Annotated in this window: 13 protein-coding genes; 6 read left to right on the forward strand and 7 right to left on the reverse strand. The window is 33.5% G+C overall.

Annotated features, from left to right (window positions below; all coding sequences use genetic code 11):
* Positions 1-17 precede the first annotated feature (17 nt).
* A complete protein-coding gene (locus RM51_RS16605; protein WP_039372220.1) occupies positions 18-1,190 on the forward strand; it encodes a carboxypeptidase-like regulatory domain-containing protein in 1,173 nt (390 codons plus the stop codon).
* Between the two features lie 42 nt (positions 1,191-1,232).
* Here RM51_RS16605 and RM51_RS16610 read toward each other — a convergent pair whose 3' ends face one another.
* The 4 genes from RM51_RS16610 to hutH form a co-directional block, all read right to left on the reverse strand.
* Positions 1,233-2,726 carry a S8 family peptidase gene (locus tag RM51_RS16610; protein ID WP_039372222.1) on the reverse strand — a complete coding sequence of 498 codons (1,494 nt, stop codon included), beginning with the start codon at positions 2,724-2,726 and terminating at the stop codon, positions 1,233-1,235.
* 116 nt (positions 2,727-2,842) lie between these two features.
* Positions 2,843-3,289 (reverse strand): GNAT family N-acetyltransferase, encoded by a 447-nt coding sequence (locus RM51_RS16615; RefSeq protein ID WP_039372225.1) that lies wholly within the window; start codon positions 3,287-3,289, stop codon positions 2,843-2,845.
* 116 nt (positions 3,290-3,405) lie between these two features.
* Positions 3,406-3,879 carry a DUF2059 domain-containing protein gene (locus RM51_RS19200; RefSeq protein ID WP_084111190.1) on the reverse strand — a complete coding sequence of 158 codons (474 nt, stop codon included), beginning with the start codon at positions 3,877-3,879 and terminating at the stop codon, positions 3,406-3,408.
* Between the two features lie 12 nt (positions 3,880-3,891).
* Positions 3,892-5,379 (reverse strand): histidine ammonia-lyase, encoded by a 1,488-nt coding sequence (gene hutH / locus RM51_RS16625; protein WP_039372227.1) that lies wholly within the window; start codon positions 5,377-5,379, stop codon positions 3,892-3,894.
* 131 nt (positions 5,380-5,510) lie between these two features.
* Between hutH and RM51_RS16630 the strand changes: the two genes are divergently transcribed.
* From RM51_RS16630 to RM51_RS16640, 3 genes are all read left to right on the forward strand, one after another.
* Entirely contained in the window at positions 5,511-6,272 is a 762-nt protein-coding gene (locus tag RM51_RS16630; RefSeq protein ID WP_039372229.1) for a hypothetical protein, read from the forward strand.
* Positions 6,273-6,353: 81 nt separating this feature from the next.
* The gene (uvrC, locus tag RM51_RS16635) at positions 6,354-8,144 is read left to right on the forward strand and encodes an excinuclease ABC subunit UvrC (RefSeq protein ID WP_039372232.1); all 1,791 of its coding nucleotides are present in this window, start codon (positions 6,354-6,356) and stop codon (positions 8,142-8,144) included.
* A 102-nt stretch (positions 8,145-8,246) separates the two neighbouring features.
* Complete coding sequence (locus RM51_RS16640) at positions 8,247-9,029, forward strand: T9SS type A sorting domain-containing protein (protein WP_039372234.1); 783 nt, start codon at positions 8,247-8,249, stop codon at positions 9,027-9,029.
* A gap of 67 nt (positions 9,030-9,096) precedes the next feature.
* On the opposite strand, the gene RM51_RS16645 is transcribed toward RM51_RS16640, so the two are convergent.
* Genes RM51_RS16645 through RM51_RS16655 form a run of 3 tightly spaced genes read right to left on the reverse strand, consistent with a single transcriptional unit; the run spans position 9,097 to position 11,832 of the window.
* Positions 9,097-9,846, reverse strand: coding sequence for a hypothetical protein (locus tag RM51_RS16645; protein WP_039372236.1), 750 nt, complete (start codon positions 9,844-9,846; stop codon positions 9,097-9,099).
* Between the two features lie 11 nt (positions 9,847-9,857).
* Positions 9,858-10,940, reverse strand: a complete 1,083-nt coding sequence (locus RM51_RS16650; protein WP_039372238.1) for a putative type IX sorting system protein PorV2 — start codon at positions 10,938-10,940, stop codon at positions 9,858-9,860.
* A 13-nt stretch (positions 10,941-10,953) separates the two neighbouring features.
* Positions 10,954-11,832, reverse strand: a complete 879-nt coding sequence (locus tag RM51_RS16655; protein ID WP_039372240.1) for a DMT family transporter — start codon at positions 11,830-11,832, stop codon at positions 10,954-10,956.
* Between the two features lie 347 nt (positions 11,833-12,179).
* Here RM51_RS16655 and RM51_RS16660 point away from each other — a divergent pair, with 347 nt between their 5' ends.
* Entirely contained in the window at positions 12,180-13,808 is a 1,629-nt protein-coding gene (locus RM51_RS16660; protein WP_039372242.1) for an acyl-CoA carboxylase subunit beta, read from the forward strand.
* Between the two features lie 42 nt (positions 13,809-13,850).
* A complete protein-coding gene (locus RM51_RS16665) occupies positions 13,851-14,474 on the forward strand; it encodes a hypothetical protein (RefSeq protein ID WP_131667092.1) in 624 nt (207 codons plus the stop codon).
* Positions 14,475-14,810 lie beyond the last annotated feature (336 nt).

A 14,810-nucleotide genomic window follows, 5' to 3' on the forward strand; every position in this document is an offset into this window, starting at 1 on the left:
TAGTAATATTGTTTACCATGAAAAAAACAGCATTACTTTTTTTATTTCTGTTTCCGTTCTCCTTGTCAATTGCTCAAATGATCCAAGGAACGGTAGTGAACGATGCGGAACAAAAAATCGCCAATGTTTCCATTTATATTGATGGTACAAAAATCGGGACCACTTCTAAAGAAGACGGAAGCTTCAGTCTGAACTTACCTGCTAAAAATATCGGGAGTATTATTTTTCAGAAAGAAGATTATGAAACTTTTGCCACCCCTATTTCGGAAGTTTTAAATAAAAAATTAAAAGTTGTTTTACTCAAAACCAACACAATTGAAGAAGTAAGAATCATTCCCTATACTGAAGAAGCGTACAAAAATTACATCGGTTATTTCCTTAATAGCTTCATTGGGAATGATAAAGAAAATGTAAAAATTAAGAATCAAAGATCTTTAAAATTTGCCTACGATAAAAAGAATAAAACATTAAAGGTAAAGGCTCCGAAAACTTTAATTATCGAAAATAAAAACCTGGGATACGAGATAGAATATAATCTCATGAACTTTTCTGCAGATTTCAATTCTAATATGGTGAATTACACAGGGACAAGCTTTTTCAAGGAAACCAAAAACTCTGATAAAGTAAAGCTCAACAGAATGAATGCTTACGATGGGAGTATGCTTCATTTTTTCAGAAGTATCTACAACAATAAAATTTCAGAAGATAAGTTCGTGGTCAATCATGTCGTTCAGGTTCCTAATCCGAAATATCCTACAGAAGAAGAGCTGAATATCCTGAAAAACTTCGCAGAAATGTCCCGAGCTTCAAAAGCAATTCTTAAAATTCCGGAGGAGATTAGTGATATTTCACACCGAAAAAACAGTCAAAAACCTTACGCTCTAGCCATCACAAAAACGATGATTCCAGATTCCGATTACGTGAAAAGAAATGGGGACAACGTTTTTTTCAGTTTTAAGGATATGCTTCAGGTAAATTATCCGAAGTATTATTATGAACTGAAAGGAAAAGAATTTATAAAAAGTACCATTCCTGTTGTTATATCATCGTTCCTACATCCTGAAGATGAAACTTTTGAAGTTTCAAAAGACGGAAATATCTCAACTCCCGATTTACTGATTGCTGAAGGTGATTTTACCAAAAATAAAATTGAAAATATGCTTCCTTTAGATTATCAGTTGGGGGATTAATTTGAAATATTTCCGCCTATATATATTTTTTAGCTTAAGATTTTATTGTACAGCCTGTAAAACATTGATATTTCCGTATCCGTAATCTGAGTTTGGCGTTGGGTAATACGTTGCAGATTGTCTCATTTTATTCAAAACCTGATCTCTAGTCCAAGAAGGATTTTTAGCCCAAACTAAAGCTGCAACTCCTGCCGTAGAAGCTGTTGCCACAGAAGAACCTCCCACATAATCGGTTTGCCCATTGTAATAACTCAACACGGGAATACTGTTTCCTGAAGCTCTTTCCATCTGATACGTAAAATCAATTTCTGCTCCTGAATGGCATACATCACATTTTTGATTAGAAGTATTTTCTTTTACACCAGTGACCGCTTGTGTTTCAGACATCCATGCCGGGAAAATTACCCCCACAAAATTCGTGAAGCTTGTAGAAGTTCCTCCAGCACAGAAAATCAATTTTCCTTTTGAATATGCATATTTTACTCCATCTTCAATTTTCCCTACAGAGAAAATATGTCCCATCGACATTGAAATGATTTTAACACTGGTATTATTTCCTAGTTCGGTAAAGGCAATCTTTACTCCGTTCTGTTCGTGGTACCCATCCAACACAACATTTGAAGCAGCTCTGTACGTTACCAGATTAGCATTATAAGCTACTCCAACCGGCTGTCCTTGATTATTTCTTGGAGAAGCTATGGCCGAAGCCATACTTGTTCCGTGACCACATTTATCCGCAGAACCGTCGTAACCTGTACTCCATGGCCAAACCGAATCTACATAAACTCCATTTTTGCTGATGGTTCTTCCTGATGAAAATCCGTTATTGAAACTGCTTCCCAATAAAGTTTGTTCGGGAGAAACTCCGCTGTCAATGACACCGATGGTAATTCCGGCTCCTGTACTGTAGCTCCAAGCATTGATGATATTGTGTTTGGTGAAAGACCAAGGCGCTTTTGCATTGGGTGTCACTGTTGTATAATCTGAAGTACTTAAAGTGGTTGATTCAAATCCGCATCCTGATGAACCACTTGATTTTCCTGTTGCTCCATATTTTTGTTCATTTTCAAAATAACGATAATCTGCAGGTTCCAGATAACGGATATTTTTCATTTTTCTAAGGGCAATTACCGTTTCCTGCTTTTCTATTGTAACATCAATTTGATTTAAGTATTGATCTGAAGACAACAGTGTTCTTTCTGTTTTTCCTTCATACTGTTCAATTACTTTTAAGATTTCTTCCTCAATTGCTTTATTATCCTGCGTTAAACTTCTGTCAAAAGAAGATCCGAATCCTATAGAAGCAATTTTATTTCCCTGAAAAATAGCGCTCCACACGAAATGATCAGAAGATTCGTTCCAGAAGAACCTTCCTTTCGTTTTAATGGTCTCATTAATTTTTTCATTGATTTGTTTGGCCGTCAAAGGATCTTTCTGAGCAACCTCAATGTTTTCGGGATTGTTTTGAAGATCTTCTCTGCTACAAGCAGTGAAAACAAAAAACAATAAGAATAGATAAAAGACATTTTTTTTCATATAAAATAATATTTGATTGGTCTAACCAAGATATCACTTTACATTGAATTACAAATAGTTGAATTTTAATTTACCATTAATTTTATTATGCTGAAAATAACACATAACCCTATGAATTATAATTCCTTTTTATAACAAACACTATTCTCAACACCGATATATTGTCCATAATTAGGAATAAGATTGTAGCCATTTTTCTCATATAATGCAATTGCTTCCGGCTGTTTAAGCCCGGTTTCCAGTACACCATATGTAAAGCCTTCATTTTTTGCCCAGATTTCAAGTTCAGCAAGTACTTTTGATGCGTACCCGTTTCCTCTATATTCAGGCAATACAAACATTCTTTTGATTTCTACGGTATCGTCTTCAAATTTTTTGAATGCTCCGCAAGCAACCGGTTTTTCATGAACATAAAAAAGAACACAGTTTTTTAGCTGATCAATTGAATTAAACTGATGATAAAATGCATGTTCATCTCCATCACGAATTGCTAAATCCTGATCTAAAAATTGCACTAAATACTGAAAATCTGAATTGGAAGAGTCTATTCTTTTAATTACCATTGAGTTATTTTTTCTTAACAAAATTAATTATTTAAGATCTTTCTAAAGCTTTTACAACCTCTTTATTTTCTCTAACATAGTAAAAAAGCTCCCATTTCTGGAAGCTTTGATCTCTTTTATTTTTGCATAGGAGCAGGTGGACCTGACTTAGTTGGCGGAGGTGATTGTAAATACCCCATCTTTTCTAAATCTCCATTAATTGTTTCAGTAACTTTCTGAGCCCAATTACTTGTCGCTGTCTGAATTTCAGTCATAATACTTGGTGTATTTTGAATGACCTTCTTTCCTATCTCTGATTTATAAAAAATAAGCAACTGATCAATTTCTTTTTCAGTAAACTTGCTTCCGTAAATTCCAACAACTTCATTGATAAGATCGTCAATATTCACTTTCTTTTCAATAGGTTCCCAAGCTGAATCAGGAACAGTATTATATTTTTTCTTGTAATTAGCGATCAAATTCTTTTCGGCTTGTTTTGTAACCGGAAAAGCACCACTCAAAGAAAGTAATTCTCTTACTTTCTCCTGTTTTGCCTGAGAATAAGAGAATACCCCAAATACAATCATTGTTATGCAAAAAACTTTTTTCATCTTATTGGATAATTAGTTTACTACAAATTTTCTTTCATTAATCAATTCTGCAATCGCTAACATATCCTGTCCGATCAATCGGTCATCTTCAAGCTTAGCAACTTTTGAACGAAGAATGGCATAGTTTTCTTCAATGATTTTTGAGCATTTTGCAGGTCTTCTGAATTCTAATCCCTGTGCTGCAAACATTAATTCCACCGATAAAATATTCACCAAGTTTCCTAAAACCTGATTGAATTTTCTTCCGGAAATACTTCCCATAGAAACGTGATCTTCCTGTCCTAAACTTGTCGGAATAGAATCTGCAGAAGCAGGGAAACACAATGTTTTATTTTCAGTTACCAACGCTGCAGAAGTATACTGAGGAATCATGAATCCTGAATTTAAGCCCGAGCTTTCCGTCAACAATCTTGGCAAACCATATTTTCCTTCCAATAATAAATAACTTCTTCTGTCTGAAATATTTCCTAATTCAGCAGCAGCCAACGTTGCATAATCTAATGGTAAAGCCATCAGCTGACCGTGGAAGTTTCCTCCTGAAATAGATTCCTCAGCGCTTAAAACAATTGGATTATCCGTTACAGAGTTTAATTCCGTTTCTGCCATCATTTTCAGATGTTCAAAAGAATTTCTACTAGCACCATGAACCTGAGGAACACATCTCATTGAATACGGATCCTGAACTCTTTCACAATCTTCATGAGCTTTCATATTTTCAGAACCTTTCAGGAACTTTAGCATTCTTGCAGCCACCTTTTTACTTCCTTCAAACGGTCTTATTTCGTGGAGTTCTTTTTTAAACGGACTTGCGGAACCTCTGTACGCTTCAAGACTCATTGCAGCCGTCATATCAGCAAGATCTAATAAATATTCAAATTTTTCTAAACCTTTTATAGCATGAGCAAGAATAAACTGAGTTCCGTTGATTAATCCCAATCCTTCTTTCGGACCTAAAGTTAATGGCTCAAGATTATTTTTCTCTAGCACTTCAGCCGTTTCAAAGATCTCATTTCCTACCCAAACTTTTCCTAATCCCAAAAGAGGTAAAACAAGGTGTGATAAAGGCGCTAAATCTCCCGAAGCTCCCACCGAACCTTGCTCAGGAACAACCGGAATAATGTCTTTCTCCAACATCAGAATCATTCTCTCAATCACCTCTAAAGAAACTCCCGAAAATCCTTTTGATAAAGCATGAACTTTAGCAATAATCATAATTTTTGAAAGTTCTTTATCAATTGGTTTCCCAACACCTACCGCATGAGAGATAATCAGATTATATTGTAACTGCGCTGTTTCATCAGCAGAAATTTTCGTATCACAAAGAGGGCCAAATCCTGTATTGATCCCATACACACAACGATCTGAATCTACAATCTTCTGAACATTTTTCTGGGATTTCAAAATTTGGTCTTTTGCAGCCTTGTTCAGTTTAGCTTTATTTGGAGCTTTACAGATTTCCAAAACATCATGGAAACTGAAAACATCTACACCGTATATCATTCTCTAAATTTTGTCTTAAAATTACACATTTAACAATAATTGGAAAAACTAATTTTTCAACGTCATATTTTTCTCAGAATAAGTCATTTAATTTGCTATTTTTACCGCCAAAATAAAAAATTAATACCCATATGAAACTTAAAACCATGTTGCTTGCATTGTTTCTTGTAAGCACCGCTTCTTTCGCACAGAAAGTAAAATACTCTAAAGAAGAGATCAAAAAGATGGAGCAATACCTTTTTAATGAAGGGTTCAATACTGCATCACAAAAAAAGATATCTACCATTATATTAAAGGATAACAACGAATATCAAGGTTATGCGAAATCATGGGTAAAACAGAAAGGTCAAATACTTTCAATTACTATTGAAGATGCTGAGACAGGAAAACCTGTAAAACTTGAGGCTAAAGATATTGCCGAAATGTATTTGTACGCAACTGAAACTGAGAAATCGGCGAAAGCAACAAAGTTCATTTCAAACATCAGAAATTATAGTACTAAAAAATATAAAAAATCTACTACAGATGATGTTATTCCTTTTGAAAACCAAACTGTTTCTTTGAAAAACAAGAAAGAGAGCAAAAGTTTTCTAATGCAGGTTATCAATCCCGACTTTAATGAAAGTATCACTGTTTACCACGATCCTTTTGCAAAGGAAACTACAGGATTTTCTGTGATGGGATCTCCTCAATTAGGTGGTGGAGTTATCAAATCTTATTATGTAAAAAAAGGAGATAAAGTAATGTGGCTTCACAAAGATGATTTTGAAGATAATTACGATTTTCTTTTCGGAGACAATGCAGAATTCATGAAAAAATTCCCTAAAAACTCCGTGGAATGGGATTATTTCAGCTTCTTGATTTACCAGTACACAGAAATGAGCAACGGATAAAATTTAATATTAACATATATTATAAAGCTGTAGGAACTCTGCAGCTTTTTTTGTGGCTTTAAATTCCTTAATTTTGTTTATATGAATCCTTCTTTAGAACTGCAGCTTAAAACTTTACCTTCCGAACCTGGTGTTTATCGTTATTATGATAAAAACGAGCAACTTTTATATGTCGGAAAGGCTAAAAACTTAAAGAAAAGGGTTCTTTCTTATTTCAACAAAAACCTTTCAGGATACCGAATCAAAATCATGGTCGGGAAAATCCAACGTTTGGAAACCACTATTGTAAACAGTGAATATGATGCGCTTTTATTAGAAAATAATCTTATCAAAGAACATCAGCCGTTTTACAATGTCATGTTGAAAGATGACAAAACTTATCCATGGATATGCATCAAAAATGAAGCTTTTCCACGAATTTTCCTAACGAGAAATGTTATCAAAGACGGATCTGAATATTATGGTCCTTATGCAAAAGTACGTCCTGCAAAAATTCTGTTGGATACCATTAAGCATATTTACAAACTTAGAACCTGTAATCTTAATCTTGCTCCCAATAAAATTGATGACGGAAAATATAAAGTCTGTTTAGAGTATCACATCAAAAATTGTGAAGGTCCTTGTGAAGGACTTGAAAGTAAGGAAGATTACGACGAAAAAATTGACGCTATTCGAGGAATTATTAAAGGAGATTTCCGAAAAGCAAAAGATTATCTGGTTAATCAGATGATGAAATATGCCGAGAATTTACAATTTGAACAAGCTCAGTTAATTAAAGAAAGACTTGATATTCTTGAAGATTATCAGGCTAAAAATACCGTTGTGAATCCAAATATCGACGATGTAGATGTGTTTGGAATGACAAGTGATGAAACTGCTGCTTATGTGAATTTCTTTAAAATCAGAAACGGAAATATTATTCAAAGTTTTACCACCGAGATCAAAAAAATTCTTGAAGAATCTGATGAAGATATTATGGAAGAGGCTTTAATTGAAATCAGACAGAAATTTAGCTCTGATTCAAGAGAAGTTCTTCTGCCTTTTCATTTATCTGTTGAAATTCCGAATGTGAAACTGATCGTTCCAAAAGTCGGTGATAAAAAACGTATCGTTGAGCTTTCTGAGAAAAACGCAAAAGAATACCGTTTAGAAAAACTAAAACAGGTTCAGATTATTGATCCGGAAAGGCATACCAACAGAATCATGGCAGAAATGCAAAAGTTGTTGAGAATGCCTGTTGAACCAAGACATATCGAAGGTTTTGATAACTCCAATATTCAGGGAACAAATCCTGTTTCTGCGTGTGTAGTTTTTAAAGACGGAAAACCAAGCAAAGCGGATTACAGGATTTTTCATCCAAAAACAGTCGAAGGTCCGAATGATTTTGCTACGATGGAAGAAGTCATTTATCGCCGTTATAAAAGAATGTTGGATGAAGGAGAAAACCTACCTCAATTAATTTTGATTGACGGAGGAAAAGGACAATTATCTTCAGCAGTAAAAAGTTTACGTTTACTGGGATTATATGGTAAAATTACCATCGTCGGAATCGCAAAAAGGCTGGAAGAGATTTTCTTTCCTGAAGATCCTATCCCATTATATCTTGATAAAAAATCGGAAACATTAAAAATTCTACAAAGAGTAAGAGATGAGGCTCACCGTTTCGGCGTAAAACATCACAGAACAAGAAGAAAAAATTCTACCATAAAATCTGAACTGGAAGAAATTCCGGGTGTGGGAGAAAAGACGATTGAATTATTGCTTTCAAAACTGAAATCTGTGAAGCGTATAAAAGAATCCAATCTGGAAACTTTAGAAGAGATATTAGGAAAAAGTAAAGCAAAAGTAATTCATGATTTTTTTAATCAATAATTTAAACAAAATCAATTAATTTTAATTTTTCACATATAATATTTCATAATTAATGTTTTTTTAATAATTTAGCTTAAACATTTAATTACCAATATTATCATTATGAAAAAGAACTACTTTTTAGCAAAACTATTTGCAGGAATCATCACGTTTACACTAGCCAATTTTTTTAATGCCCAAACGTATTGTAATCCTAGTTATTCCAGTGGATGTACAAGTTGGAGAATTACCCAAGTAACCATTCCTTCCGCTAGTTTTGATAATACATTTGCATCAGGAACCTGTACAACAGGAAGAGATCGTACTTCTGTAACAGTAAACTTGAGCGCAGGATCTTCTTATGCAATTAATATAACAACTGTAGGTTGGATTGCTTGTGGGATGGCAATAGACTTCAATAAAGATGGGGATTTTGATGATGCCGGAGAAACTCTATTTTTACCGAGTTATCTTGCCAGTGACACGCAGACTTATTCAGGCAACTTCACTATTCCATCTTCTGTAACTGCAGGAAATTACAGAATGAGGGTATGGAATCGTTTAGCTAATTCAGCAAATGGTACACCAGCAGATTCTCCATGCGGAGCATACAACTATGGAACCTGGACAGATTATACAGCAAATATCGGAACATTAACTACGTCTGAAGTATCAAAAGTTTCTGCCAAAATTTACCCTAATCCAGTGTCTGATTTCTTAACTATTGAAGGTAAAAATACAATTGAATCAGTTGAAATTTATGATATGAATGGAAAATTAATTAAAACCGTTTCGTCAAATAGTGAGACTATTTCAATTAAGCTATCTGATCTTGCTCCAGGAACTTATTTTGCGAAAGTGAATGATCACAAAACCAATCAAACAGTTAAATTTATTAAAAAATAATTTTTTATTATCATCATAAAAAAGCCCTCAAAATTGAGGGCTTTCATTTTATAATTAATCTGAAATTTTATTTTTTAGAAAAAACTTCTTTAAAATATTCTCCATTAGATTGTGGAATTTCGATAACAATATTTCCGTTTTCAAAATAGCCTAATGTAGATTCTCCGTTTTGTAATTTCACTCTGAATACATCATTTTTAGTCGTTACTTTAAAAGTAGCAAAAGGAGATGAACTGTTTGAGTTAACTAAGATAAACTGGCTTTTATCAATCTGAATTTTTTGTAAATCCATTTTGCCATTGCTAAATTTCATAGCGGTATTATCTATAACTAATGAAGAAACATTTGTAACTGGTTGAGTAGAGATCACAGGTTCCTGAACTTTAGTTTGGACTGTAGACTGAACTATAGGATTTGCAGGAGAAATTGACGTATATGTTTGTTTCAAAGCATCTTGGAATCCCTCCTTATATTCTTTAATGCTTGAAGCTCCTTTTATAGATTGTATTTCTTTATCATTACAGTCTTTAAATTTTACTACTACCTTATTTCTCAAAAATCCACTATCATTGATAATATCTGCTAATAATACATTACAAGGATTATCTTTAGCTTCAGAAGGCCATTGCAATTTATCTAACGGAACAACGATATAATTTTTACTTCGTAAAGTCTTAGTTAATAACTCTGCTAACCCAAAATCTTCTTTAAAAGTCTCAAATTTAGCAGGAAATGAAATATACTTATAATCTGAAATCTTTTGTGCAAAAGAAGCTAAAGAAGAAAGAGTAAGGATAAGTATTGCTGTTTTTTTCATTAATATAAATTTTAATCATTTCTAAATTCTCCCATATCCAGTTTCAATGAGAAAAAATTGGAGTAGAAATTGGAACCTCCAATTCCTGAGTTACTAATTGCATAATCCAAAGTAAGGCCTCTATATCTGATTCCGATACCTGCGCTTGGTTGAAAAGATACCTTTCTCTTCAAATCTTCAATATCTGTAATGGATTGAAATCTATTTACCCCTAATCGTACAAAAATCATTTTTTGATATCCTAATTCAGCTCCTGCATAAGGTGTAATACTTGCAATATCAGAAGAAATTAAAGCCGCAGTTTTTGCAAAATCTACATTTAAACCAGCTTCTGGCAAAACATACACACTGCTATTGATTTCAAATAATTTACTCGCTCCTACATTCAGCTTCGGCATAGTAAGTTCCATTTTATCTGAAGGAGCTGGGTTAAACTCTTCTCCATTTACAACTGTTGATAATTCTTTTTGATTGATACTCCAGAAGTTGACAGTTGTCGTTGCATCACGAAGCATCCCTCCAAACTTCCATCCATTATCTGCTTTATAGATTGCCCCCACATCAAAACCAAAACCATAACCATTAGCAAATTTCCCAACATTACGATAAACGATTTTAGCATTCACCCCTACATCTAGCTTAGGATTTCCTGCAGGATGAAAGGCATAAGAAAGCAATGCCGCATAATCTGACTGTGAAAATTTAGTGATTTTATCATAATCAATATTTCCTTCTGCATCGATCATTTGAGTTGTATTCAAGATATTATCAACTCCTAATCTTACAACAGAAACTCCAAAAACACCTTCTTCTAATACTTTAGCATACGCCAAATAATCATATTTAGCAATGGATTCAAAATACTCAGCGTGCATCGCTGCTCCTTGCCAATCTCTTTGAATAGATAAAAGACCTGCCGGATTCCACATGGGTGAGTATACATCATCCTGATTGGAGATTACGGCTCCTCCCATTGCCAATCCTCTTGCTCCTGCTCCAATATTTAAAAATTCATTGGAATATTTTCTGATAATTTGAGACTGAGAAAGTCCGAAAGCGAGGGAAAATAGTATTAATAGGTATTTTTTCATCATATTTAGGCGATGCTTAATTAAGTTGTTTTTGTTTTCTTGCTTTTATTAAACCATTGATAATAATTGCCAGTATCATTACAAATGATGCTATATAAAAAATAGGACTCATATGTTCCGATTCTCCAAAGATAAAAAAAGCTAATATAATTCCGTAAACCGGCTCTAAATTAACTGTTAAAATTAAAGTAAAGGGTGAAATATATTTCATCAATTTTACGGATTCCAACATAGGGAAAGCAGTAAAAACACTCGCCAATAAGCATATTAACGCAATATCCCTATAACTTATTTCATTCATCTGAAAAATTTGCCCGGAAAACAAATAAATAACCATCAGCATAAACCATCCACAAAAAATTTCGTAAAAAATGATATTTCCCGAACTTGTTTTCCCAAACATTTTCCCATTGAAAACAGAGAATATGGTTCCGAAAACGGCACACAATATCCCATAAATAATTCCTTCTTTATACTGGAACTCGGTTTTAAATATTAATAATATACAGGCTACAATCACTAATCCCATTACGACTTCAGAAACATCAATTTTCCTTTTAAAAATAATCGGCTCCAAAATAGAAGCAAATAGTGTAGATAATGAGAGGCAACTTAATGCTATTGAAACATTCGACACTTTAATCGAATAAAAAAAGCAATACCAGTGAAGCGCCATTGTAAAACCAATTGCAGCCAGCTGAAAAAATATTTTCTTCGAAACTTTTATACTTTCCTTCTTGTAAATTCTAATAAAAGCGTACAGAAAAATAGCTGCAAACAACATTCTATAAAAAACCAAAATCTGTGCATTTGCATGAATAAGTTTTCCTAAGATTGCCGTAAATCCCCATAAAAAAACAATTAAATGCAATCTAAAAAGTGCCAACTTATGCATACCCTACTTCTTTTTAATTTTAATAGGCAAATTTACAAATAGCTTTAACATATTGCATAGATTTATTCATTTTTTACATAAAAAACCCTGAAAATTTGCTCAACTTTCAGGGCTTTCAAATAATAAACTATTAAAAAAATAAACTAGGAACTTAGAGTATTTTAATAGAGAATATACCTCCAATACTCTAACGTAAAGTTAAAAAAAATATCAATAATATAAAAATATTTCCATGTTAAAAATATCACAATTTTCTGAAAACCAATATTTTAAACACTTGTTTTATTTCAGTTTAAAATCCTTTTAAAAATAGTATCTTTAGCGCTATATAAAATGAATTTATTTTTATGGACCTTGAATTCAACAAAAGAGAAGATCAAAACAGATTAAGATTATCCGAAATCAATCGCTTACTTTCCGAAATAAAAAAAGGCGGTGGTGAAAAAAGACTTCAAAAGCTTCGTGATGAAGGAAAAATGACAGCAAGAGAAAGAATTGAATATCTTCTCGATAAAAATTCAGATTCTATAGAAATAGGAGCATTTGCAGGATTTGAAATGTATCAGGAACACGGAGGATGCCCAAGTGGTGGTGTTGTGGTAGTGATAGGATATGTTTCCGGAAGACAATGTATTGTTGTTGCCAATGATGCTTCTGTAAAAGCCGGAGCTTGGTTTCCTATTACAGGAAAGAAAAATCTTAGAGCACAGGAAATCGCTATGGAAAATAGACTCCCTATCATCTATTTGGTAGATTCTGCAGGGGTTTATTTACCAATGCAGGATGAAATTTTCCCTGATAAAGAACATTTCGGAAGAATCTTCAGAAACAATGCAAAAATGAGCTCTATGGGAATTATCCAGATCTCTGCGGTAATGGGAAGTTGTGTTGCTGGTGGAGCGTATTTACCTATCATGAGTGACGAAGCAATGATTGTAGATAAAACAGGCTCTATTTTCCTTGCAGGAAGTTATCTTGTAAAAGCTGCAATTGGGGAAAGTATTGATAATGAAACTTTAGGTGGAGCAACAACACACTGCTCTATTTCCGGAGTTACCGATTATAAAGCAAAAGACGATAAAGATGCTTTAGATAGAATCAAAAACATCATGAAATCTATCGGGACTAATGAAAAAGCTGGGTTTGATAGAATTGAAAGCTTCCCTCCAAAAGAAAATCCTGATAATATTTTTGGTATTATGCCTGCTTCCAGAGCAGAACAATATGATACTTTCGAAATCATTAAGTGCCTAGTTGACAATTCTGAATATGAAGAATACAAACCTGATTATGGCAAAAGTATAGTTTGTGCTACAGCAAGAGTTGACGGTTGGTCTGTAGGAATTGTAGCCAACCAGAGAAAACTGGTTAAAAGTGGTAAAGGAGAAATGCAGTTTGGTGGAGTAATCTATTCTGATTCTGCCGACAAAGCAACGAGATTTATTGCTAATTGTAATCAGAGAAAAATACCATTAATCTTCTTACAAGACGTTACTGGTTTCATGGTAGGGTCTAAATCAGAACATGGAGGTATCATTAAAGATGGGGCAAAAATGGTAAATGCTGTTTCTAATTCCGTTGTTCCTAAATTTACCATCATCACAGGAAATTCTTACGGAGCTGGAAATTATGCGATGTGTGGAAAAGCTTATGATCCCAGATTAATTGTAGCTTGGCCTTGGGCAGATTTAGCCGTAATGGGAGGAGCACAAGCAGCAAAAGTTTTAGCACAGATCCAGGAATCTACCTTGAAAAAACAAGGAAAAGAAATTTCTGAGGAAGAACATAATGAAATATTAGATACAATTTCTAAAAAATATCAAAAACAAACTGAGGCTACTTACTCAGCAGCTAGACTTTGGACGGACGCTATTATCAATCCAACAGACACAAGAAAATGGATTTCTATGGGGATTGAAGCAGCAAACAATGCTCCTATTACAGAGAAATTTAATTTAGGAGTTATTCAGGTATAATTTTATAAAAACATAATCATGAAAAAGCAATTACTAATTTTATTGGGCATTTTAGTTTCCGGTTTATCATTTTCACAATGTACCATAACCGGAAAGTCAATATTAAAAGTACAAGATGAGGAAACCTACAGTATTTCTCCGGAAATAGGACAATGTAAAGATTGTCATTTATGGTCCAATTATGGCAAAAATGCAACAATAATAGGAGATAATAAACTTAGTAGTATTAAGCTAAAAGCAAATGAAGTAGGTCGCCAATTAATATCTATTTCTGCTCTTACTTCACAAGGAATGGTTCAATGTAGTAAGACTATAGAAATATTAGATGGTAAAAATTATGAAGATGCTATCAATGGAGCATCTACTGATGTAAAGCAAAATACCAATACTAGTAAAAATTGTGATGTTGAAGTTACAGATTTTAAACAAGGGAAATTTGGTGAAGGAATTGTCAACTTCTTCCCGAACGTTTCTAATAGTGAATATAGATATGGATGGACAGTCACTTATTCTGATGGAAGCGTCATGAAATCAGCTGACAAAACGCCTCAATTCCCCTATACAAAAGAGAAAGGGATAAGTGTTGTAAAGCTACAGATCTTTTCTAAAAACTGTATTAAAGACCTTTCCAGATCTTACGAACCTATTTTCTGGGAACATTTTTAGTAGTTAGAACTGATATAGTTAAAACACTCATATGAAACAAAAAATCCAAAGAATCTTTTCTTTGGATTTTTTGTTGCCTATAGTCAGGAAATTTTGTAATAATCTTTTCTTTTATATTAGGAGCTATTTACCGCTTTCACTACTTCCTTCTTCCATATTGGCTTCCATTCCAGTAAAAAGAGCTCAAACATGCTGTTCAATCGGGGCTATAAAGCCAGAATTAATTAATATATGACCCTAACCAACAGAATTACTTGATTTTTGTTTATGTTTTGTTTTAAACTTGTTATTTCGTTTGCCTTTGATTAGTAGTGGTAGAGTATATATCAAAAAAAA

It is taken from the genome of Chryseobacterium taiwanense, assembly GCF_000813825.1.
Classification (GTDB): Bacteria; Bacteroidota; Bacteroidia; order Flavobacteriales; family Weeksellaceae; genus Chryseobacterium; species Chryseobacterium taiwanense.